We start from the raw sequence: 23,581 nt of genomic DNA on the forward strand, positions 1-23,581 counted from the left end.
CGGAAACAAAATGAAAAAGATTTTAACCATACTATTTACAATTGCAGTATTTACGGGTTGTAAAAAAGACTTATTAACAACTACACCTCCTTCACAAGTTGCATCAGAAATGATGTGGACTACAGATAACCTAACCGATCAGGGAATGACCGGTGTTTATGCCACTTTAAGATACGGCATGGCATCAGGTGGTGCCTCAGGTTTAGAATTGTACCAAATGGATTGTTTGGGTTTTACCGGCCAAACCTCGGGTGCAGAATCCTTACTTGCAGGAACAATAACGCCAAGTAATGGCTATTTCGGTGGGCATTGGCAAAACCTTTATGAAGGTATTCAGCGTGCAAATGATGCTTTAAAAAACATTGCGATAAAATCTCCTTCTTCACCTGAGAAAAAAGCCAGGTATATTGCTGAAGCAAAATTTTTAAGGGCTTATTTTTATTTAAGATTAAATCAGTTGTATAAAGGTGTACCGATTTATTTAGAGCCTTATCTTCCTGAAGAAGCAATTAAACCTCGTTCTACAGAAGCGGAAGTTTGGGCTCAGGTAATCAGTGATTTAACTGCCGTGGTTGCAGAACCAAACCTACCTGATAGATATACCAGTGGTAATGCAAATTATGGTCATGTTACTAAAGGTGCTGCTTATGCTTTACGTGGCAAAGCCTATATGTACACACAAAAGTGGGATTTAGCCGCTGCAGATTTTCAAAAAGTTAAAGATGCCGGTTATGGTTTGTTTGCAAATTATAGCGCATTGTTTAAAACCGCTAATGAACAATCTAATGAAATGATTTTCTCTATTCAAAATATTGGAGTTACTGGTTTTGGTTCCACTACACAATTTTATTGCGGTACCCGTTCTTCTTTCGGCTCATGCTGGAATACCTATCATGTTTCTCCAAACCTGGTAGATTTATACGAAAATGCTGATGGCTCTAAATTTAACTGGGATGCCGTTATTCCTGGATATTCAGCTCTTTCTGTAGCAGAGAGAGAGGTGTACTTTTTAAGAAACAACCTAACAGCGGCCGAAATTACAGCAGCCACTACAAGAGGCGCAAAAATGAGTTTGTATTTGCCAACAGGAAACGAAGCACGTATTATTCAGGCTTATGCTAACCGTGATCCTCGATTGGCTGCAAATGTAATTACACCCTACTCAACTTATTTGGGGGTATTTGGCGGTGCTAATGCTCTTGTAACTTCAAGATGGCCTTATCGCGCTGAAGCGGCTACGAATGGCGATTTGCGTACAGATACACAAAGCCTGTTCTATTATTTATACCGTAAATATGTTTACGAAGGCGCAACAGAAACACCAGCCAGAGATTACGGGCCTACAGATTTTGTTTTAATCAGATATGCTGATGTACTTTTAATGTGGGCAGAAGCTCTTAATGAACAAGGTTTAACTGCTGAAGCCATTGCTAAAGTAAACGAAGTAAGAACCAGAGCTGGTGTTGCACTACTTCAAAATACAAATGCTGCTTTACCAACATTTGTAACAAGCCAGACAGATTTGAGAGAAAGAATTCGCAACGAAAGAAGAGTAGAGTTCCCGAACGAGGGGATTAATTTCTTCGATGAAATGAGATGGAAAAGCTGGAAGGACAAAGTTTTTTATGCTGGTAATGGTGTAAAGCAAGCGTGGGGTAAAGTTGTATATGCTTACTCTTTTAAAGGTGATTATTTGTATAACTGGGCAATTCCGGCTGTAGAGATAGAGCGGAATCCAAACCTGACTCAGAATCCAGGTTGGATAAATTAGATTGTTAAGACATGCTTTTAGGCCGCCACCGTCATGGCGGCCTTTTTAACATAACACTATAACCTTTTTCGAAGCATACATACCTTGCTCAATTGAACACATGGGTGAAAATTGACAATATTATATATGAAAAATCATAATTGAAATAAAAAAAACGATAAGTGGAGAAATGATGCAACTGGTTTCTGCTAGTTTTGAAGAAAAACGGGCACCCGCTTTTCCTTACGGTAAATATCAAAACTGGTTTTGGGGCTTCAATAAAAAATAACAGATGTTGGCAGGCAAGAAAATAATAAATTTTAAAATATTGGCTTTTAAGGTACTCAGCGTCGGTGCTTTATGTGTATTGTTGTTCGTTAATCAGGCAAAAGCACAAAATGAGCCCTACAATACCATTTTGCAACGCATTAATACAGATTTGCAAACATTTGTTAAAGATAAAAACCTGGCTACTGAAATAGGGGTAAACCTGAAAAACCTAAACACAGATGGCAGCTGGGCTGATGTTAATTATACTGATGTGCAGTATGCTCCGCTAAAAAGAATTAAGGATATGGCCACGGCTTATATCCGGTCATCAAACAAATGGTATAGCGATGCGCAATTGCATACATCGATTGTAAAAGGATTACAGAATTGGCTCGATAAAAACCCAAAGAATAAAAACTGGTGGTACAACGATATTTTTTATCCGCAGGCCATTGGGCAAACACTCATTTTAATGCGAAGTGCTAAAGTGCAGCTTCCTGCAAGTCTCGAACAGGCATTGATTCAACGGATGGTGATTCGCCGTTTTAGAACTGGCGATGGAGCCAATACCTCAGATGAAGCGCTGCATTATCTCTACCGTGCCTGTTTAACCCGCAATAAAGCAACACTCGATTCAGCTGCAAAATATCTTTTCGAACCCATTGCCATCAGCGATGGGAAAGAAGGTGTTCAGGTTGATGGAAGCTATTACCAGCATGGTAAACAACAAGCTATTGCCAGTTATGGGCGCGTTTTTGCAGGTAACTCTGTAAATGCCGCTTTTTATTTAAGAGAAACCGATTATACCTTGCCTAAAGATCAGCTTGCTATTTTAGTTAACTATCTTAAAAACACTTTCCTTCAAACCATACGTGGCTCGTTTTACGATTTCAATGTACGCGGTCGTGGCATTAGCCGTAAAGATTCGCTAAGTAGCGGAATGGGCGGAATGATTGAAAAAATTAAATTTTTCGACTCCGAAAATACCAGCTATTGGAACGCTTCGGCATTAAGAACAGCAGGTAAGAAACCAGCTAATTACAACATTACCCCTTCGCATAGCCAATATTGGAAAAGCAATTACACCTTGCATGTAAGACCGGCTTATACTTTTAGTGTGCAGGCTTCATCTAACCGGACTTTAAGAACGGAGCGGGGAAATAATGAAAATATATTGGGTAAGTTTTTACCCGATGGGGCAACCAATATCCAGCGCAGCGGTTCTGAATATGCTAACTTGGTGCCGGTTTGGGAGTGGGATAAAATACCTGGCACTACCAGCAGGGATTATCCTGACGATGAGGGTGCAACCATCCGTAAAGACTGGGGGATACCCGGTACTACCAAATTTTCGGGCGGGGTAAGTGATGGCGTGTACGGCGTATCCTGCTACGATTTAAATTACGATAGCCTTCAGGCTAAAAAAGCCTGGTTCTTTTTCGATCGGGAAGTGGTTTGTTTAGGGGCCGGAATCAAAAGTGAAGCTCCCGAAAAGATTACTACAACAATTAATCAGGCCTGGAGCAGGGGAGCGGTAATTTCATCGTCAGGTGAAAAAAATGAGCAAGGCGTATGGGCAGTTCATGATAGCATCGGCTACATCTTTCCGGAGGGTGGTCAGGTAGAAATTAGCAATGTGGCCCAGGCAGGTAGCTGGTACCGCATCAATCAGTTTCAATCCAAAAACGAATTAAAACACAATGTCTTTAAAATCTGGATAAACCATGGTACAAAGCCGCAAAATGAGCGTTACCAGTACATCGTTATTCCGGGAACTACAGTGGCGGAGATTAAAAAGTATAATCGGTCTATGATTCAGATTTTAAAAAATACAGCAACGCTTCAGGCTGTAAAACATAGGGACTTAAATATGTTGCAGGCAGTATTTTATACCCCCGGAACGCTGGAGTATGATGGTGCTTCGCTCTCTGTTGACAAGCCTTGTACAGTATATATTAAAAATTTAAACACCAAAACTCCGGTACTATACATTGCCGATCCTGCTCAGGAAAACCAGTTAATTCAGGTTCAGTTTAAAGCCGCAGGATCATCAACAACCAAAAACATAACCTGTAATCTGCCAACCGGTGCTTTTGCGGGTGCTACCGCAAGTTTTAAAATAGTAGAATAAACACACCTAAAATTATGAAACCATCAGTGTTTGCACCTGCTACAGCCAGGCCCGACAAATACTGATTTTGAAAAACAAAAATGATAAGATGAAAAAAATCAATCTAGCCGCTACACTACTCCTGCTTATGGGATCGGTCTCATTTGCCCAAAGCCCAAAGAAACCCATGGCTCAATTAATTAATGATGAATTTAAATTTGCTGCCGATCAATATCAGGTATTGGCTAAAAATATTCCTGCAGGAAAAACACCGCAGAGTTTTGATAAAGGTAAACCTGTTAATTTCGATATTAAATGGTGGTGCAGTGGTTTCTACTCAGGTAGTTTATGGTACATTTACGAACAGACCAAAAATGACAAGGTAAAAAGTGAGGCAGAGGCTGCACTTAAAATATTAGAACCTAACCAAACCTTTACCGGTAACCACGATCTGGGTTTTATGATGTATTGTAGCTTTGGTAACGGGTATCGCATTACCAAAAATCCAGCATATAAAGAAATTATCCAACGTTCAGCGCAATCATTGGCTACACGTTTCCGTCCTAAAATTCAGGTTATCCAGTCGTGGGACAAGAATAAATATTGGGAATGCCCGGTAATTGTAGATAATATGATGAACCTGGAAATGTTAAACTGGGCCAGCGATAACGGCGGCAACGCACGCTATAAAGAAATTGCTATTACACATGCCAATACTACAATAAAAAACCATTTCAGACCAGATTTTAGCTCTTACCACGTGGTAGATTATAATCCGGAAACTGGCGGGGTTATTAAAAAAGCTACTTGGCAGGGTGCTGCAAACTGTTCGGCATGGTCGCGCGGACAAGGCTGGGCTTTATACGGTTACACCATGATGTACCGCTTTACCAAAGACCAAAACTATTTAAAACAAGCTATCGGAATTGCGAATTATATCTTAAAAAATCCGAACTTACCTGCCGATAAGATTCCGTATTGGGATTTTGATGCGCCTTTAATTCCTTATGCCAAACGCGATGCTTCTGCAGGTGCAATCATTGCATCGGCACTGCTCGAACTGGGACAATACACCGAAGGCAAAGAAAAGGCTGAATTTAAATCGGCTGCCGAGATCATGATTTATTCCCTGGCGAGTGCAACTTATCGTGCCAAGGCAGGCGAAAACGGTGGTTTTTTATTGATGCACAGCACAGGTGCTTTTCCTTTAAACAGCGAAATAGATGTGCCGCTGGTTTATGCCGATTATTATTATTTAGAGGCGCTTGCACGATATAAAAAATGGTACCTATAAACAACAATTTAAACAAAATGAACCATAAATCACTTTTAACCATTATTGCTTGCTGCTTGTTTTTTACCGCAACAGCCCAAAATAAAAAAATAACTACAGGTGCCGAGGACCGCGCCATTTGGGTAAAACAATTGTATCGTATAGCCAATCCGGTAATTCATAACCTGGCTAACGAAACATTAAAAAAGAACATGCCTTTAGAAAAAGCACCTGGCTATGGTTTAAATGCTGCTAAGGTAACTTATCTGGAAGCATTAGGACGTACAATTGCCGGCGTAGCGCCCTGGCTGGCCTTACCTGACGATGAAACTGCCGAAGGTAAACTGAGGAAAACTATGCGTACTGAGCTTTTAAAAGGATTGGCTAATTCAGTAAATCCCGAAAGCCCCGATTATATCAGCTACCGCTCAGAGAGCCAGCCTATAGTTGATGCAGCCTATGTGGCACATGCTTTTTTACGCGCTCCAAAAGCACTTTGGGAGCCACTTGATGAAACAACCAAGAAAAGATTTATCGAAGAGTTTAAGTCGCTCAGAACCCGTAGCGGTGCGTACAACAACTGGTTGTTGTTCTCGGGCTTAACCGAAGGTTTTTTATTAAGCATTGGCGAACAGTACGATCCTGCCCGTGTTCAGTTTGCTATCAATAAAATGAAAGAATGGTATGTAGGCGATAGCTGGTACAGTGATGGCGAAAAATTTAGTATGGATTATTATAATTCTTATGTAATCCACCCCATGTTGGTCGATCTTTTAAAAGTACTGGTAGAAAAGAAAAAAGCACAGCAGGCCGATTACGATCTGGCTTTAAAACGGATGGTGCGTTATTCGGAATATTTAGAGCGGATTATCTCGCCAGAAGGAACTTACCCTGCCTATGGCCGTTCTATTACCTACCGTACGGCAGCATTTCAGGCATTGGCGCAGGTGGCATTGATGGAAAAACTACCTGAATATGTTAAACCCGCACAGGTGCGTGGCGCTTTAACCAAAGTAATTTATAACCTGTATAACGGAAACCAAAATTTTGATGATAAAGGCTGGTTGGTATTAGGCTTTAACGGTCACCAGCCGGATGTTGCCGATACCTATACTTCTACAGGTAGTTTGTATATGGCTACATTGGGCTTTTTAACACTGGGTTTACCAGCTGACAATAAGTTTTGGACAGATGCACCTGCACCATGGACCAGTTTAAAAGCATGGGGCGGAGAAACGATAAAAAAGGATTATAAAGTTGAGTATTAATACCAATAATCGATATCGTATAAATATATTTGCGGGTAAGATTTGATATCGGTTCAAATCTTACCTCACAACTCAATTTTAACCAATGAACAAATTCGAAAGCCGTTACGCTCAAAGCCCAAAAGAAGTTAAACAAATGGATACCGCAGCGCTGCGGGATAATTTCTTAATTGAAAACGTGTTTGAAGCCAACCAGGTAAATCTAACATTATCTCATTTTGACAGATATATTGTTGGTGGTGCCATGCCAGTTGACCAGAAAATTGCACTTCCTAACCCCGATGATTTAAAAGCCAGCTACTTTTTAGAACGTAGAGAGCTTGGGATTATCAATGTAGGCGGAAAGGCAATTGTTACGGCCGATGGCGAAACCTACGAATTGGATTATAAAGAAGCTTTATATATTGGTAAAGGTACTAAAGAAGTATTTTTCGAATCGGCTGATAAAGGTGTAGCTACAAAATTGTACATCAATTCGGCACCTGCGCACCATACTTACCCAACTAAAAAGGTAAGCAAGGCCGAAGCTGAAATTGTTGAGCTGGGAACACCCGAAACAGCAAACCACCGCATCATTAATAAATTGCTGGTGAATAGTGTTTTGCCAACCTGTCAGTTACAGATGGGGATGACCGAATTAAAATCGGGTAGCGTTTGGAATACCATGCCTGCGCATACGCACGACAGAAGGATGGAAGCTTATTTTTATTTTGAAGTTCCACAGGGACAAAGTGTTTGCCATTTTATGGGCCAGCCGCAAGAAACACGCCACATCTGGATGCAGGGCGATCAGGCGGTAATTTCGCCAAACTGGTCAATCCATTCAGGTGCAGGTACCAGTAATTATACCTTTATTTGGGGTATGGCTGGCGAAAACCTTGATTATGGGGATATGGATCACTGCGCCATTACAGAATTGAAATAAACCGTCATCTCGACTAAAGTGTGCCAATTTTTATTGGTAGCGGAATGGAGAGATCTTATAAAAGTATCAATAGAAAACACATGTCAAACGTATTTAATTTAGCAGGTAAAACTGCTTTAGTTACCGGTTGCAAAAGAGGAATTGGAAAAGCCATGGCTTTAGCACTTGCAGAAGCCGGTGCTGATGTTATTGGTGTATCGGCCAGCCTTGAATTTCAAGGTAGCGCCATAGAAAAAGAAGTTTTGGCCCTGGGGCGCAAATTTTATGCTTATCAGTGCGATTTCAGTAAACGCGAAAACACACTCGCATTTGCTGCACAGGTAAAAGCCGATCATCCGGTAATCGATATTCTGGTAAACAACGCCGGCACCATTTTACGTAAACCCATTGCCGAGCACCCTGATGAATATTGGGATGAGGTAATTACGGTAAACCAAACTGCTCCGTTTATCTTAACCCGCGAAGTGGGCAGGGATATGATAGCCAGAGGTAGTGGAAAAGTAATTTTTACAGCATCGCTATTGTCGTTTCAGGGCGGAATTACTGTGCCGGGTTATGCTGCAAGTAAAGGTGCAATTGCTTCTTTAACCAAAGCTTTTGCTAACGAGTGGGCATCAAAAGGCGTAAATGTAAATGCCATTGCACCAGGTTACATTGCTACTGATAATACTACCGCCTTACGCGAAGATCAGGATAGAAGCACTTCGATTTTGTCACGTATTCCGGCAGGAAGATGGGGTACGCCCGAAGATTTTAAAGGGCCAACATTATTCCTTGCCTCAGCTGCAAGTGATTACGTCCACGGAACAATTTTAACCGTAGATGGCGGTTGGATGGGACGATAGGTTAGTTTTGAGTCCAGAGTCTTGAGTTCTGAGTCGGGATTTATAAAAAAAAAAACTCGTTGGTTTTGAAATCAACGAGTTTTTTTATGCTCCGGTCTTCCGACTAGTAGAGTTTATAAATCTCAGTAATGTCTTTCAATATTTTTTCGAAGTCGATTTTCAGGTCAATTAACCGGCCTGTTTTAATATCAAAAACCCAGCCCTGTACAGTTAGTTTACGGCCAACAATGGCTTCCTGTACGGCTGCTGTTTTAAGCAGGTTAACACATTGCTCCTGAACGTTAAGTTCAACAAGGCGGTTATAGCGTGCCTCCTCATCAGCAATGGCATTCAATTCATCTTTATGTAAACGGTAAACATCGCGGATGTTTCTTAACCAGGGATTTAAAATACCCAAATCTGCAGGTTGCATGGCTGCTTTAACACCACCACAGTTGTAATGGCCACAAACTACAATATGGTTTACCTTTAAGTGCCTTACTGCGTAATTTAAAACCGTCATTACGCTTAAATCTACGTTATTTACCAGATTGGCAATATTGCGGTGCACAAATGCCTGTCCGGGCTGGATTCCCATTAAATCTTCGGCAGTAACACGGCTGTCAGAACAACCAATGTATAAAAATTCGGGGCTTTGGCCTTTAGCCAGATCCGTAAAATAATCCGGGTTAATGGATAGTTTTTCGGCAATCCATTTCTCGTTGTTTTTAAAAACTTCTTCTACATTCATAATTTAATTCAATAAGGATTGTATTGTTGTTGGGAAAAATGCAGTATTTATACTGGTATAAAACTAAAAAAGATTTCCCGGTTTTGATAACAAATTCAGCTAACAAAAGTTTAGCAGATTGTAAGATATTGCTGTTGCAAATTTGTGGGGAAATTTAGCGGGTAAGCAGTGTGGAAATATTTCTACAAAATGTAGAAATCACATTTTGAATAAGAGAAAGTAGAGCGATATTTTAAATACATCCGAAGTTTAATTACTGCTAAACTCCGGATGTAGCTATGCTGTTTTAGCTGGCAACTGCTACCGCATTTTTGTTGATGTGGTTAGGCAGTTCCTCGAGTGTGTATAAGTTAACCAACGATTCTCTTAAAACATTTTTTGAATCGTACCACACGTTATCATGCGTAAAGTGACAAACACCTTTGGTAAGTTCGGTAATAATGGCACCAATTAAAGTACCAAAGTGGTTTTCAAAAACATCTCCTGCATGGTATTTAATTGAGAATACCTTGTTGTGGTTTTGAAGTTGCGCTTCTATTTCAGCGCTTAATTTAATGGTTCTAGCTACCTTCTTTTTCTTCTTCTTTTTAAAAAGAGTGGTTAACTTCTGAATAAAGCTTTGTTTAATGATTTTATCTTTAAAAAGCTTTTTCTTGTATTCTTTAAGGTCGAAAGGTTTAATTGAAGTGCCAAAATTTAACTTTAAGTTGTTTTCGTTAAATATTTCTAAGCTTGGCTTTTCCCATTTAAACACGATGGGTAAGTTTCCGTTCGAATTTCTGAACGAAAACGATGAATTAATGTCAAGAACGCTTTCATGCTCGTTCAAGCGTTTTAAAATAGTTGGGATTAAATCGTCTGTTAAGGCGTTGGTATAGATGTGTATATAAGCACTCATTTTGTTAATAAGATTACTGAAATCAATAAAATTCTATATTGATGATTAAGGATATCGACGTATAGGTGGCTATTGCGTAAACAGCCAGATATCGTTAACTCGGGAATCTTGAAAAGATAGGGTGGTTAGTTTTTTTCATATATAGGTTTTTTGTGTGTTTACTTGTATTGTTTGTTTTACTTGCTAAACGTATGCTGTGATGAAAACGTTACACTTGTAAAAACAAAATTTCTATAGCAATAATTATACCATAAAGTTGTAAGGATTATTTTAATCTCTCTACCAGTTTTTTTATGCTGGCTGCACCCATCATGCTTTTAAACTCAGGCATATCTTGGTGGTCTTTCTCTATCAATTGCTTTAAGCTTCTGTTAAAGCTTCTTACAGAAATGCCGAGATAGGCAGCCATATCATCTTTTGAGATAGAGATGTGCTCATCAGCCTGTAATTGGAGCAGTTTTAACAGTGCATATTCTACCGTGTACAATTGTTGAAAAGATGCACGTGTACTGGTTTGTATAATCCGGGTAGATAGCTCCTGGAGTAAGATTGTAGTAAATTCACTACTTTTTTGTATCAGCGATAGGAAAATGTGATCGGGGATAACATATGCAGTTACTTCACTTATGGCAGCTACATTACATAAACAATTGATCTTTTTTAAAGCTTCCAGTTCGCCAATAACCTCGCCCTTGCCTAAAAACTCAATAATAAAATCCTTGCCGTTTTCTTCCGAAATAAAACACTTGCTGATTCCCTCTTTAATGATGTAGATGTTGCTGATTTTGTCGCCCTGTTCAATTAAACGATAACCGGCTTTAAAGTTTTTGAGGGCAATGTTTCCGTCAGCATTTTCGGTACTAAAACGTTCAATAAAAGAGAGGAAGTCGAGATTGGTTCGTAGCATATTCTTTTTGCTGAGACAAATGTCCTTTTTTATCAGGATTGCCGGCGTTACTTTTGTGGCACTAAAGTAAGCATAACCATGAACAATCAGATTACCGTAATTGCTTTTGATGCTGATGACACCCTTTGGGTAAACGAACCTTACTTCCGCGAAACCGAAGATAAATTTGCTGCCCTGCTGGAAGATTTCATGCCACGCCACAGTATAATTGCCGAACTCTACAAAACCGAAATGGCTAATTTATCACTTTATGGATATGGCATTAAGGGTTTTATGCTCAGTATGATAGAAACGGCATTGAAGATAACAGTGGGGGAAAATGACCCCAAAGTTGTGGAAATGATAATCGAATTGGGGCAGGAAATGTTGAACAAACCTATCGAACTGCTGGATGGGGTAGAGGAAGTACTTAAAGCCCTGCACGGAAAATATAAACTGGTTGTGGCTACCAAAGGCGATCTGCTCGATCAGCAAAGGAAACTAACCAAATCGGGTTTAGATCATTATTTCCATCACATCGAAATTATGAGCGATAAACAGGAAAAGGATTATCAAAAACTGATGAAACACCTGGATTGCCAACCCGAATCGTTCTTAATGCTGGGCAATTCCTTAAAATCGGATGTACTACCAGTGCTCAATATTGGCGGGCATGCCGTTCATATTCCGTACCATACCACCTGGGTGCACGAAAGTATTGATCACATCATTGAGCACCCTAATTTTTACGAGATGGAAAGCCTGTCGGAAATTTTACCAAAATTAATTGAATGAAAGAAAAAATAGATATAGACACCTGGATCAGAAAAGATCATTTTAAATTTTTTAGCACATTTGGCGAGCCATTTTTTGGCGTAACCGTTGATGTGGATTGTACGCCTACCTACAAGGAAGCAAAAGAGAAAGCCGTTTCGTTCTTTCTGCTTTATTTGCATAAATCGCTTGCTGCGGCAAATGCGATTGAACCTTTTAGCTACCGCATTATTGATGGCGAAGTGTGGAAATACGACCGTGTAAATGCTGCAGCAACCATTAACCGCCCAAACGGTACTTTTGGTTTTGGTTACCTCGATTTTTACCACGACTTTAACGATTTTAAACTGGCAGCTAATCAGGAGATCGAAAAAGTACAAGCTACAACAGGCTTAATTCCATCTGCTTCTGGCGAAAATGTAATTCATTACTCGGCACTTCCCTGGTTAAATTTCACTTCTTTATCTCATGCCCGCAATTTTGCTTTTCAGGATAGCTGCCCTAAAATCTCTTTCGGTAAAGTGAGAGATGAAAACGGAAGAAAAATAATGCCGGTTTCGATCCACGTAAACCATGCTTTAATGGATGGCTACCATGTGGCGCAGTTTATAGATACCTACCAGGATTTGCTGAATAAAAATGAACCTGCTTAGCCAGGTAGGGTTGATGGCATTTCTTCGCTTTTAAGCTGAAAGATGTGCTGCAATAAAAAAAATCAATTATCATTTGCTTTCGATAAAGTATTTGCTATTTTTGCAGCACAGGCAGGAAGCTTGTTTCCATCATCCTATTTGTTTATTCAGGTTTGGTTATTGGAGTTTAAAAATTGGGGGATTAGCTCATTTGGCTAGAGCGCTTCGCTGGCAGTGAAGAGGTGATCGGTTCGAATCCGATATTCTCCACAACGAAAGCCTTTTAACGAGAGTTGAAAGGCTTTTTGTTTCATAATTATCTCTTTTGCTTTCGAATTAGCCAAAAGCCAACCAAAGTTGCCGATAGCGCGAAAAAGAATACCCACGATAATTTTTCAATCTTGAACGTAAGGAAAGAAAACGGGCGGGCAAGAACTATTGCGAAAATTTGAGTAATGCAATATATGCCGCCAAAGATGAAAAGGAACATACCGAGATACAATATAATCCTGCTTAAAACATTCATTGTACTTTGATTTAGATTGTGAAGACTTATTTAATCATCACTGTGTGCCGATGGAGCTACACTCCGAATTATGCAATTTCATTATACCCGCTACTATTCACATTGCCTTACTTTAGAAGAAGCATCGTAAGGCCAAGCCACGAACTCATATAGATTATAAAGATTACAGAATCGGCAAAGGTTACCTTTTTATTTTCAAATAAATCTATCCCACTTTTTGCAGGTGCTACAAACTCCCGGTTCTGAAACTTTAAACTAAGGTATCTAAGAAGCTGAAAGAGTAACAAAAGTACGATGGTATTTGATAAAAATACGCTCGGATTTCCAGCGTACATTTCAAGAGCAGGGTTTCCTCTGAAACAAAAGAAAAGTATCAGGTGTACTATGCCAAAGCTAAACCAAAGTAAGTATGCCTTGAAATTACGTAGCGATGTATATAACCCAAAGTACATACTGAATTGTGATAGTACTGCATACATAATTATTGTAACCTGCTTAATTTCCGGTTTAGCAAAAACAAGAGTTAGAATTACGCATATTGTTACAAATGCGTATAAAAGTATGCAAACGCTCTCCTATTGTTTTAAGCTATCATAGTAAATAAATGACTTAGGGTTTCCCTTATTTTTCATTGTAAAGATTGATCTAACTAAGGTAATGAATTTCAGTGTTTGCTATAGGTGGCGTAATAATTACACCCCAAATTGCTTACAAAAATGAGTCAAAATCTGAATAAGCTCCACAGCATAATTAACAGAAATTTTCAATACAGCATCACCACTATAATTTATGGCTATAGCCTGCTCGTTTACATTAAAACCCGCATACAACATGGGCTGGCCTAAATCCCAATAAACCAATTCATCGGCTGTTTTAAACAACTGTCCTTGATAAGGTTCTTTAATATAACTAGGGCTGTTCCAAATGGCTTCAGCTAAGGTGGTTATTATTGAAATTAAGCTTTCAGCATCTTCTTTGGTTAACAAACAACTTTCGCTGGTTTCTTTGTCTAGCTCAAGGTGTATTTTATCGCTATCCCTAAATAATAAAATACTGCCGCTTTTAACCAGCCATTTATAAACCTGGGGTTCCTGATTGTGCATATTACTCATTGTTATTGGGTACCCACATCTTAAAAAACTTAAACATTTTGGGATATTCTTCCCTGGGCGAAAAGGCTATGCAGACTTCCTGATTGTTTAATGCCGATTCGGTGAGCACAATATGGTCTGCTTCCTTTTTAGCATTTGCGAACTCTGTTTCAGAAACCACACAAACCACCTTCTTAAATATGCCATTTATCCAGGTTTGCATGTTTGCCGTGTTTTCAAATTTCCTAAAACAGGCAAGAGATGCGTGTGCTGTAATTACGGGTACCATTTTATCAGGAACCTCTCTTTTAACTAAAATATACATCTTCATGATATAGTGAGCGCTTTGCGAAGTTGGCGTTGACGATAAACTTACAGAAAAATTGTGAAGTTGAAGGTTTTATGCTACCGGGTAGCACCAATGCAATATCCCCGATTACCTTTGGTATTAAACCGTTGCCCGAAGGTTTTAATCAGTATGCCGCAAAAAGGGCCGATCGGCATTGCTTTCCATAAATACCTTACGGTATTCCCTGGGCGATATACCTTGCCGGATCTTGAATTGCCTGTTAAAATAAGAAACATTATCAAAACCACAGGCATAACAGATGGCTGTGATATTGTTATCTTTCCCAATTAATAATTTTGTGGCATGACTTACCCTAATCTCATTTACAAACTGTGAGAATGTTTTGTGGGTGCTGCTTTTAAAATAGCGACAAAATGCAGCTTTGCTCATACAAGCGATGGAAGCCGCCGATTGGATGTCTATCTCCCGATGATAATTTTCGAATACATAATTGAATATGGAAGCCAGTTTTTTAGCATTACTTTCATTATGGCGTATTTTTCTGCTATCGTCTGTAATGAGTAATGCTCCTTGCTTACTGCTCAGCGAAAGCTCTTCCAATATCTGCAGCAACAGAATCAGGTTTTTCATTTGCTGGTTAGGCTGAAACTGGAAGAAGCGGGTGCTGGTTGAAGCCGCTGAAGTGTCGAATTTTATACCATATATCGATTGTTGCAACAGCTCCTTCACTGCCCTCAGTTCCAGGGTCTCAAAGAAATCCTTTCCCATAAAATCTGCAGAGAATTGCACTACAATGGCGTGCGCTACTTCTTCATCAGTTGTAGTTAGGATATCACTTGAAAAACAATGCACCAGCCCCGGCCCGAACATAAAGACATCTCCTTCCTTATAATTCATTACCTTATTGCCCACATACACCTGCCCTGAACTTTTTACAATCAAGATCAACTCATAGCTGTGGTGAAAATGAAAAGTACTGGTAAACTGTGGCTGACAGTATTCTTTAATTGCGAAACTGGCGTCCTCAGGAGTAGATATCGGTCGGTAAGAAACTTTCATAATTACTGTTTTTTGGTACAATAGTTATTTTTAGAAGCTAAATTTGACTATTAATGTAAATATAGTATCAAAAATGAGCAAATGAAGTATTTTTATTTCAATTGAAATCTGAATAAGTTTGTTTTACCCAGGCGCCGTTATACGCGGTGTCTGCATGATACTAACCAAAATATTATACCTGATATGGAACTTGCAATACACAATTGGATGCGTGCTGAAACGATAGAAACAACGATAAAAAGAGTTTCTGCGATTGGATATACCAGGCTCGAAGTTGCCGGGAACCCTGATCAGTACAATACAAAGGACGTAAGAAAACTAATGAAAGCGCATGGGCTGAGTTGCTGGGGTTCTGTAACATTAATGCTTGGCGAGCGTAACCTGCTGGCCAGTAATGAGGGGCAACGGGCAGCTTCCGTTCAGTACGTAAAAGATGTAGTGAAAATGGTGAAAGAACTTGATGGCCATATGGTTTCTGTTGTTCCTGCTACAGTAGGCAAGTTGGTGCCCGATGGCCGCAAGGAAGAGGAGTGGGGCTGGGCTGTTAACGCCATGAAAGAAATATACGAATACAGCGAAGCCGCAGGCGTACTGTTGGGCATTGAGCCTATTAACCGGTTTGAAACCTATTTTATTAACCGTGCCGAACAGGCATTGGCACTGGCTGCAGCAGTTGGCCCGAACTGTGGCGTATGTTTGGATACTTTCCACATGAATATCGAAGAAACAGATTTGTTTGAATCCATTAGGAAAGCGAAGGGGAAACTGGTAGGTTTTCATGTGGCAGATAATAACCGCATGGCACCGGGAATGGGAAATCTCAACTGGCAAAAGATCATCGATACCCTTCGGGAAATAAATTATAACGAGGTCCTTTCTGTAGAGTTTTGTGCCCCATTAGATCGTACTCCCGCCAATCCTTATCCTGGAGCTATAGACGAAAAGCCCGAAAACCTTAGTCCCGAGCAGGAGAAATTCCTGATAGACCATGGTAGCTCGTCGGTTACCGATGCATTTTATACCATGCTAACCCAACAATCATTTAATACCTTATCAAAACTTATTTAAGGTCTGAAAGGATCATAAGCATAGTGCTTAGCAACAGCAATGAGCCGTGACTGCATGCGATTAAACACTAGCGCCATACAAACACTTTCATAACCGATAAAAGACAAATTATATTTTAATGAAAATAACAAATGTAGAAGCATTTTGGTTACGTTGCCCCATACCTGAGGCGAAACAACACGTATCAGATTATGGGCTGCTTACCAATTTTGATATGACCCTTGTGGTAATCACAACAGATACAGGATTGCAGGGCTTTGGAGAAGCCAAGGCTGCAGTAGGCTCTTCAGGCGTATGTGCTTCCATTGTAAACTGTATAGAAAACGAACTCAAGCCCGTATTGTTGGGCAAGTCTGTAAAAGACATTACCCGGCTTTGGGAAGAAATGTATAATGGAACAAGAGACCATTATGCATTGTCGAGAGGAAGAAAATTCCCTATCCTTGGACGGCGGGGCCTTACGGTATCTGCCATGAGTGGGATCGATACCGCACTATGGGATTTGAAAGGCAAAATGCTGAACGTTCCAGTACTGGATTTGCTTGGCGGTGCCTGCAGAGATAAAATGCCTGCTTACGCAAGTGGGGGGTGGGCAGACCTGGAACATATAGGCGAGCAGTTGAATGGCTATGTGAGTAAAGGGTTTGGGGGAGTGAAAATGCGTGTAGGCGTAATGGATGGTACCGTACAGAAAAGTATAGATCGGGTAAAAGCAGCCAGAGCAGCACTGGCGCCTGAAATTAAGTTAATGGTTGATGCACACGGCACGTTCAGCGTACCCGAGGCAAAGCAATTTTGCCGGGGCGTAGAAGATTGTAACATCTATTGGTTTGAAGAGCCAGTTAGTCCCGACAATAGGAAAGGAACAGCAGAAGTAAGGGCTGCTACCCACATACCCATTGCCGCCGGCGAAAGTGAGTTTACCAGTTTTGATATACACGATCTTTTGCAAATCAGGGCTATAGATGTTGTTCAGCCCGATGCAGCCATTATTGGCGGCATTTCAGAAGCTATGCGGGCCGGGCATCTGGCCAGTGTGCACCAGGTAGAGCTGGCACCACATTGCTGGGGCTCAGCATTTTCTTTCATGGCAGGGTTAACTGTAGCATTCGCAAGCCCCTCGGCAACCATTATTGAGTTCTCTTTAGGAGGAAACCCCATGATGTACGACCTGGTGAACGAACAAATTAATGTAATCAACGGCGAAATTGCCGCACCTTCTGCTCCAGGACTGGGATTAACCCCTAACTGGGATTTTGTAAAACAGTTTAAACAGCCAGTATAAAATAATTAATTATGGCAAAGGCACTTAAAATTAATCATGTAACGCTCATTGTAGATAATCTGGAAAAAGCAGGAGATTTCTACAGGCAGGAACTTGGCCTTGAGCCACTCCCTGCTTTTAAGTTCGATTACCCTGTAATGTTTTTCAGGTTTAATGATGAACAACAATTGCATATTTCGGAATGGGAAGACCGCACGTCATTTCGCGGGCATATCTGTGTACAGGTAGACGATTTCAGCAGTATCTTTTTCCGCATGAAAGCGTTGAATGCCATTGATGTTAACCCCTGGGGGAAAGTGAGGGAATTGCCAGATGGAGCTATGCAGATGTTTGTACGCGATCCCGCTGGCAACCTGGTAGAAATTTCTTCAATACCTGGAGCTGAAGTAGACGAACGGATATTTAAAGATGAGCTTTATGAAGCAGGTTTATACGTTTCGAACAGGAACGATTTCAGAGGCTTAAAATCAGATGACGCTACTTTATACCATAAAAAGTAATGAAGAAAAACGTATTGTTACTCGAAACTATTGCCGAAGAAGCACTTTCGCTGCTAGCCGAAAATGCGCATGTATTCAAAGGATATGAAGCAGGTGGGCTAAATGAGGTTTTGGGAAAGGTAGAAATACATGCCGTTATTACCAGGGGGAAGGGGCAGATTGATAAGCCTTTAATGGATGCCTTTTTTAATTTGCAGGTGGTAGCCAGGTGCGGCGTGGGACTTGATAATGTGGATGTGGCTGAAGCGACAGCAAGAAAGATCAGGGTAGTTAATGCGCCGGGCAGTAATGCAGCCACTATTGCAGAACACACGCTCGCTTTAATGCTGATGGCAATGCGTAATTTATATCAGTCGGTAGAAAGGGTTAAACAGGGTGACTGGAACTGGCGTAACCAATATGCAGGAGATGAACTGAATGGCAAAACGCTTGGTATATTGGGCATGGGAAATATAGGGAAACGGGTGGCCAAACTAGCTGAGGCTTTTGGTATGAAGGTATTTTACTGGAGCAGAACAGCACGACAGCTGCCTATGGATGAAGTTTTAAAACAATCAGATATAGTAAGTTTACATCTTCCCTTAACTCCCGAAACGAATGAGATTATCGGGGCTAAGCAACTGGCGTTAATGAAACCTGGATCATTCCTGATCAATACCGCAAGGGGCGCACTGATCAATCATGAGGCGCTTCTCGATGCGTTGAATGCAAATACCATTGCCGGATTTGCAGCAGATGTGCTGCCCGATGAACCACCCGTAGAGAGCCTTTCGGTTGTACAACATCCGCACGCAATTATTACCCCTCACGCAGCCAGTCTTACAGCCGCTACCTACCAACGGATGTGCTTGCTTACCGTGAAGAATGTACTTGCCATACTTGGTGGCGGGCAGGCTGATTTAAATAGTGTATATAACCGCGATTCCTTTATTTGATAACCATTAATCCCTAATAAAATGAATAATTTTTGTGTTGGTTTATTATTAACCCTGAGTACAGTTCTTTGCTGTGCGCCATCTACGCAAAAGGCTAAAAAGCCACTCGTTGTTTTTGTGTGCGGCGATCATGAATATAGCGGAGAAGAAACGCTGCCCATTATTGCTGCCGAACTGGAAAAGAACTATGGCATGAGGGCCGTTGTACTCAAAGCATCTCCAGACCACAATAGCGAAGAAAATATTCCCGGACTGGAAATATTAAAAGAAGCAGATTTAGCTGTTTTCTACTTGCGGTGGCGAAGACTTCCCGCCGAACAACTTGCGCACATTGAAACCTACCTGAAGTCGGGAAAACCAGTAATGGGCTTTCGTACCACTACACATGCATTTAATTTCCCTAAGGGGCACCCCAGCGAAAAATGGAATGCTTTCGGTGAGTTCGCGTTAAATGCGCCTCCGGGCTGGGGCGGGAAAGCTAAACATACACACTATGGACATAACAGCAGCACCGATGTGAGCATTGCTCCTGCGGCATCAAACAATCCTATTCTTACAGGTGTAGCAAAAGATTTTCACGTTCGCTCCTGGTTGTACCATGTAGTGCCCGATTATCCCACAAAAGGATCAACAACATTGCTTACAGGCAAAGCCGTAAATCCTGATAGAGCCGCCGTAGAAAATCCGGTAGCCTGGACAGGTACCAATACTTTCGGTGGAAAGGTTTTTATGACCACGATGGGGCATCCCGAAGATTTCAGAATTGAGGCTTTCCAACGCCTTGTAATTAACGCCATTCATGATGAACTGGGCTTAAAAGTGCCAAAGAAATGGAAAGGTAAAATGGATATCCAGGTACCATACCGTGTAGCTAAGTAAACCTGCTTAAAGATGACGAGAATAATAAAGATCAGCCTGTTGTGCCTCATCGTGGCAATACCCACAATGGTGATAATAAACGCCTTTAAATACAAAGCCTCGCCGCTTGTTATGGCTAAAGGCACACGTATTGCCCTGATTGGCAATAACCTGGGGTCGAGAATGATCAATTACGATAATTTTGAAACAGAATTGCAGCTTCGTTTCCCAACGCACCAATTATTTATTCGTAACATGTGTAACCCGGCAGAAACGCCCGGTTTCAGACCTCATGCAAGCAGAAATTCTCCCTGGGCTTTTCCCGGTGCAGAAAAGTTTCAGGTAGAGCGGGCTAACCTTGTTAAAAGAAAAGATGCAGGCGGTACATTAGAAATGGAAGATCCCGGAGAGGGCTTTTTTGAAACACCCGATCAATGGCTTACCAGGTTAAAAACAGATGTAATCATTTCCTTTTTTGGGTTTAACGAATCTTTTGAAGGGAAAGCGGGGCTTGATAACTATAAAGCCGAACTGGATGCCTTTATTAAATGGACGCTGAAACAAAAATATAACGGCACTTCAGGGCCACAGCTTGTCATCGTATCGCCCATTGCTTTTGAAAACCTTAAGGGTAAAACCAAATATGATTTGCCCGATGGTAAGCAGGAAAATGAAAACCTGCTACTGTACACCAATGCAATGAGAGAAGTGGCTGCTGCAAATAGGGTTCGCTTTGTTGATGTATTTAACCCGACACTAGAATGGTATAAAAATGCCTCAAGCCCATTAACCATTGATGGGTCTCAACTAAACGAAGAGGGTTATAAAAAACTCGGGGTCTTGCTTGCAGATCAGATTTTTGGAAAAAACGCAGCCGAAGCAGAAACGAACAGGAAGCTAGTGCATGATGCTGTAATGGAAAAAAACTGGATGTGGCTAAATGATTTTAAAATCCCTAACGGAGTGCACGTGTATGGGCGCAGGTATAAACCTTACGGGCCTGATAATTTCCCGGCAGAGATAAAGAAGATTCGCGAAATGACGCTGATCAGGGATACTGCCGTTTGGCAGGCAGCAGCTAAAGGACAGAAAATGGATATTGAGGCAGCTGATGAGCATACCACCGTTTTGCCAGAGGTAAAAACCAATTATACACCAAGTAAAAAAAATGGCAATCTTAAATACCTGATCGGGCAGGAAGCAGTAAACAGTTTAACTGTGCCACCGGGGTTCAAAGTAGAATTATTTGCCTCAGAAACCGAATTCAGCTTTTTGGCCAAGCCCGTGCAGTTGTCATTTGATAACAAAGGGCGCTTGTGGGTGGCGGTAATGCCTACTTATCCACAATATAAGGTTGGAGACTCAAAGCCTAATGACAAGATCATTATTCTCGAAGACACCAATAAGGACGGCAAGGCCGATAAACAAACCGTTTTTGCCGATGGCCTTCATTTACCGCTTGGCTTTGAAATTGCGGCAGAAGGGGTATATGTTGCCCAGGGAAATAATTTTATTCTGCTTACAGATACCGACGGTGATGATAAAGCTGATAAAAAGGAGATTTTGCTCAGTGGTTTTGATGATCACGATTCTCACCACAGCAGCCACGCGTATACAGCAGATCCCTCGGGAGCCATTTTTTCAGGAGAAGGCGTATTTCTGCGCACCAATATAGAAACTTCTTACGGACCTATTTATGCCACTAATGGCGGGTTTTACAGATACGACCCAAGGCGTAGAAAATTAGAGCGTACGGCGCAAATGGCTATTCCTAATCCATGGGGCATTACATTTGATGATTGGGGGCAACCTTTCTATGCCGAAACCTCCAGTCCTGATTTTCGTTGGATGCTTCCCGGAACAATCTTACCCCGATATGGACAGGCTAACCATAAGTCGAAACAACTGATAGAGGAAAAGCAGCTTGTAAGGCCTACATCAGGCATTGAATTTGTATCCAGCCGCCATTTTCCCGATGAATTTCAGGGAGACTTCCTGATCAATAATACCATTGGTTTTCTGGGAACCAAACAACATACTTTGGAGGATGATGGTACTGGTTATAAAAGCCATTTCCGCATGGACCTGCTGGTGAGTAATGATCCTAATTTTCGACCGGTAGATCTGGAGTTTGCACCTGATGGTTCTTTGTATGTTATAGATTGGCATAATGTGCTCATTGGGCATATGCAACACAATGCCCGCGATCCCCTGCGTGATCATTCCCATGGCAGGATTTACCGCATTACTTATCCTTCAAGGCCCCTGGTAAAACCTGCTAAAATAGACGGAGCCAGCATTGAAGAGCTGCTTGATTATCTTAAACTACCAGAGTACAGAACCCGTTACCGCACCCGCAGAGAGCTGAGGGGGCGCGATGTTGATGAGGTGTTGGCTAAACTGAAAAGCTGGGCTGCAAAGCTGGATACCAACGATACCAGATATGAACATCATTTACTCGAAGCGCTTTGGGTAAGCTGGGGGATGAATAAAGTAGACCAACAGCTTTTAAAACAGCTATTGAAAGCCAAAGACTATCATGTAAGGGCTGCGGCTACAGAGGTGGTACGTTATACCGGGCATCAACTGCCCGACCAGGCAAACTTGCTGATGGAAGCCGCCAGGGATAAAAATAGCAGGGTAAGGTTAACAGCCATTGCCGCTGCCTCGTGGATAGGCAAAGAAAAAGGGCTTCCGGTTTTAGCCGAAACAAATAAATTGCCTTTGGATAGCTGGATGTTGCCAGCTTACCAGACAGCCGTAGCGCATTTGAATGGCAGAAATGTAGAAGAGGAAAAAGAAAAGAAAGAAAAAACGGCACTTACAGGCACTGCACTTGTCTTGTATAACGAAGGAAAAATTATTTATAATAAAGAGGGCTACTGCAAAACCTGTCATCAGGCAGACGGTAAAGGACTTGCTATTGCAGGCTTTCCGCCACTTACACCTAATAATTGGGTAAATGGAAACGATGACCGGCTGATTAAACTGGTGCTGAAAGGCGTAATGGGCCCAATAGAGGTGAATGGCAAAAAATATCCCGGCCAGGTTCCTATGACGCCTTTCGGCGGATTGCTGAAAGATCAGGAAGTAGCGGCAGTGCTCACCTATATCCGTAACTCGTTTGGGAATAAGGGTACTGCAATTTCGCCCGATAAAGTAAAAGCGATAAGGAAAGCCACTCAAAATAAAAAGGATTTTTACTCGCCAGAGCAATTATTGAAAGAGCATCCTATGGAAAGTATTAAGAAATAGAAAATTCGTATACTAAAACAACGTTAAGCAATTAGAAGGTATAACTCATTCAGAATTTAAGCTTTGAGTTTTATCCCAATTTAAGGCAGGATTAATTGCTGTAATATTGCCGCCAAATTAAGGGTAAGTTCGCAGTAAGTCCGCATATAAATCGCATTTCTTTGGTTAAATGCGGTTTATATGCTTTAAAGATGAACGGGAACAGCTGCTCTTAATTTGGCTATAATAGTTGTTCCGGTTCGTAATATTTTAGTGATGAAATAATGTTAAATGGTTCTTTTTAAGTTGTTTTTGATGTTTTGTGTTCCTTAAACCAGATTTTTTTAAACTAAA

General features: G+C 41.1%; 20 protein-coding genes and 1 tRNA gene. 15 read left to right on the forward strand and 6 right to left on the reverse strand.

Annotation, left to right across the window (positions count from 1 at the left end):
- Positions 1-10: 10 nt before the first annotated feature.
- The 6 genes from DBR40_RS03055 (at position 11) to DBR40_RS03080 (ending at position 8,441) form a co-directional block, all read left to right on the forward strand.
- Positions 11-1,771, forward strand: coding sequence for a RagB/SusD family nutrient uptake outer membrane protein (locus tag DBR40_RS03055; RefSeq protein WP_124558339.1), 1,761 nt, complete (start codon positions 11-13; stop codon positions 1,769-1,771).
- Between the two features lie 271 nt (positions 1,772-2,042).
- Positions 2,043-4,151 (forward strand): polysaccharide lyase family 8 super-sandwich domain-containing protein, encoded by a 2,109-nt coding sequence (locus DBR40_RS03060; RefSeq protein ID WP_124558340.1) that lies wholly within the window; start codon positions 2,043-2,045, stop codon positions 4,149-4,151.
- 88 nt (positions 4,152-4,239) lie between these two features.
- Positions 4,240-5,424: a glycoside hydrolase family 88 protein gene (locus DBR40_RS03065; RefSeq protein WP_124558341.1), complete on the forward strand. Its 1,185-nt coding sequence runs from the start codon at positions 4,240-4,242 to the stop codon at positions 5,422-5,424.
- A 17-nt stretch (positions 5,425-5,441) separates the two neighbouring features.
- Entirely contained in the window at positions 5,442-6,671 is a 1,230-nt protein-coding gene (locus DBR40_RS03070; protein WP_124558342.1) for a DUF2264 domain-containing protein, read from the forward strand.
- Positions 6,672-6,756: 85 nt separating this feature from the next.
- Positions 6,757-7,596, forward strand: a complete 840-nt coding sequence (kduI, locus tag DBR40_RS03075; RefSeq protein ID WP_124558343.1) for a 5-dehydro-4-deoxy-D-glucuronate isomerase — start codon at positions 6,757-6,759, stop codon at positions 7,594-7,596.
- An 80-nt stretch (positions 7,597-7,676) separates the two neighbouring features.
- Positions 7,677-8,441 (forward strand): SDR family NAD(P)-dependent oxidoreductase, encoded by a 765-nt coding sequence (locus DBR40_RS03080; protein ID WP_124558344.1) that lies wholly within the window; start codon positions 7,677-7,679, stop codon positions 8,439-8,441.
- 103 nt (positions 8,442-8,544) lie between these two features.
- On the opposite strand, the gene DBR40_RS03085 is transcribed toward DBR40_RS03080, so the two are convergent.
- From DBR40_RS03085 to DBR40_RS03095, 3 genes are all read right to left on the reverse strand, one after another.
- Positions 8,545-9,171: a carbonic anhydrase gene (locus DBR40_RS03085; protein ID WP_124558345.1), complete on the reverse strand. Its 627-nt coding sequence runs from the start codon at positions 9,169-9,171 to the stop codon at positions 8,545-8,547.
- A gap of 286 nt (positions 9,172-9,457) precedes the next feature.
- Complete coding sequence (locus DBR40_RS03090; RefSeq protein WP_124558346.1) at positions 9,458-10,069, reverse strand: hypothetical protein; 612 nt, start codon at positions 10,067-10,069, stop codon at positions 9,458-9,460.
- Between the two features lie 265 nt (positions 10,070-10,334).
- Positions 10,335-10,976, reverse strand: a complete 642-nt coding sequence (locus tag DBR40_RS03095) for a Crp/Fnr family transcriptional regulator (protein ID WP_124558347.1) — start codon at positions 10,974-10,976, stop codon at positions 10,335-10,337.
- Positions 10,977-11,054: 78 nt separating this feature from the next.
- On the opposite strand from DBR40_RS03095, the gene DBR40_RS03100 reads away from it, so the two are divergent.
- The 3 genes from DBR40_RS03100 (at position 11,055) to DBR40_RS03110 (ending at position 12,631) form a co-directional block, all read left to right on the forward strand.
- Complete coding sequence (locus DBR40_RS03100) at positions 11,055-11,750, forward strand: HAD family hydrolase (protein WP_124558348.1); 696 nt, start codon at positions 11,055-11,057, stop codon at positions 11,748-11,750.
- Positions 11,747-12,382, forward strand: a complete 636-nt coding sequence (locus DBR40_RS03105) for a chloramphenicol acetyltransferase (RefSeq protein ID WP_124558349.1) — start codon at positions 11,747-11,749, stop codon at positions 12,380-12,382. Before DBR40_RS03100 ends, DBR40_RS03105 begins: the two co-directional genes overlap by 4 nt.
- A 175-nt stretch (positions 12,383-12,557) precedes the next feature.
- A tRNA-Ala gene (locus tag DBR40_RS03110) sits at positions 12,558-12,631 on the forward strand.
- A gap of 948 nt (positions 12,632-13,579) precedes the next feature.
- On the opposite strand, the gene DBR40_RS03115 is transcribed toward DBR40_RS03110, so the two are convergent.
- The 3 genes from DBR40_RS03115 to DBR40_RS03125 form a co-directional block, all read right to left on the reverse strand.
- Entirely contained in the window at positions 13,580-13,990 is a 411-nt protein-coding gene (locus DBR40_RS03115) for a hypothetical protein (RefSeq protein ID WP_124558350.1), read from the reverse strand.
- A 1-nt stretch (position 13,991) separates the two neighbouring features.
- Positions 13,992-14,309 (reverse strand): peptidyl-tRNA hydrolase, encoded by a 318-nt coding sequence (locus DBR40_RS03120; RefSeq protein WP_124558351.1) that lies wholly within the window; start codon positions 14,307-14,309, stop codon positions 13,992-13,994.
- 138 nt (positions 14,310-14,447) lie between these two features.
- Entirely contained in the window at positions 14,448-15,347 is a 900-nt protein-coding gene (locus DBR40_RS03125; RefSeq protein ID WP_124558352.1) for an AraC family transcriptional regulator, read from the reverse strand.
- 183 nt (positions 15,348-15,530) lie between these two features.
- Here DBR40_RS03125 and DBR40_RS03130 point away from each other — a divergent pair, with 183 nt between their 5' ends.
- The 6 genes from DBR40_RS03130 to DBR40_RS03155 all read left to right on the forward strand — a co-directional run bounded on the left by DBR40_RS03130 (position 15,531) and on the right by DBR40_RS03155 (position 23,248).
- On the forward strand, positions 15,531-16,415 hold the full coding sequence (locus DBR40_RS03130; RefSeq protein ID WP_124558353.1) for a sugar phosphate isomerase/epimerase family protein: 885 nt from the start codon (positions 15,531-15,533) through the stop codon (positions 16,413-16,415).
- Between the two features lie 118 nt (positions 16,416-16,533).
- On the forward strand, positions 16,534-17,700 hold the full coding sequence (locus DBR40_RS03135) for a mandelate racemase/muconate lactonizing enzyme family protein (RefSeq protein ID WP_124558354.1): 1,167 nt from the start codon (positions 16,534-16,536) through the stop codon (positions 17,698-17,700).
- Positions 17,701-17,711: 11 nt separating this feature from the next.
- Positions 17,712-18,200 carry a VOC family protein gene (locus DBR40_RS03140; RefSeq protein WP_124558355.1) on the forward strand — a complete coding sequence of 163 codons (489 nt, stop codon included), beginning with the start codon at positions 17,712-17,714 and terminating at the stop codon, positions 18,198-18,200.
- Entirely contained in the window at positions 18,200-19,135 is a 936-nt protein-coding gene (locus DBR40_RS03145; RefSeq protein WP_124558356.1) for a 2-hydroxyacid dehydrogenase, read from the forward strand. Before DBR40_RS03140 ends, DBR40_RS03145 begins: the two co-directional genes overlap by 1 nt.
- A 21-nt stretch (positions 19,136-19,156) precedes the next feature.
- Positions 19,157-20,014 (forward strand): ThuA domain-containing protein, encoded by an 858-nt coding sequence (locus DBR40_RS03150; RefSeq protein ID WP_124558357.1) that lies wholly within the window; start codon positions 19,157-19,159, stop codon positions 20,012-20,014.
- 12 nt (positions 20,015-20,026) lie between these two features.
- The gene (locus DBR40_RS03155; RefSeq protein ID WP_124558358.1) at positions 20,027-23,248 is read left to right on the forward strand and encodes a PVC-type heme-binding CxxCH protein; all 3,222 of its coding nucleotides are present in this window, start codon (positions 20,027-20,029) and stop codon (positions 23,246-23,248) included.
- The last annotated feature ends 333 nt before the right edge of the window (positions 23,249-23,581 follow it).

Source organism: Pedobacter sp. KBW01, assembly GCF_003852395.1.
Classification (GTDB): domain Bacteria; phylum Bacteroidota; class Bacteroidia; order Sphingobacteriales; family Sphingobacteriaceae; genus Pedobacter.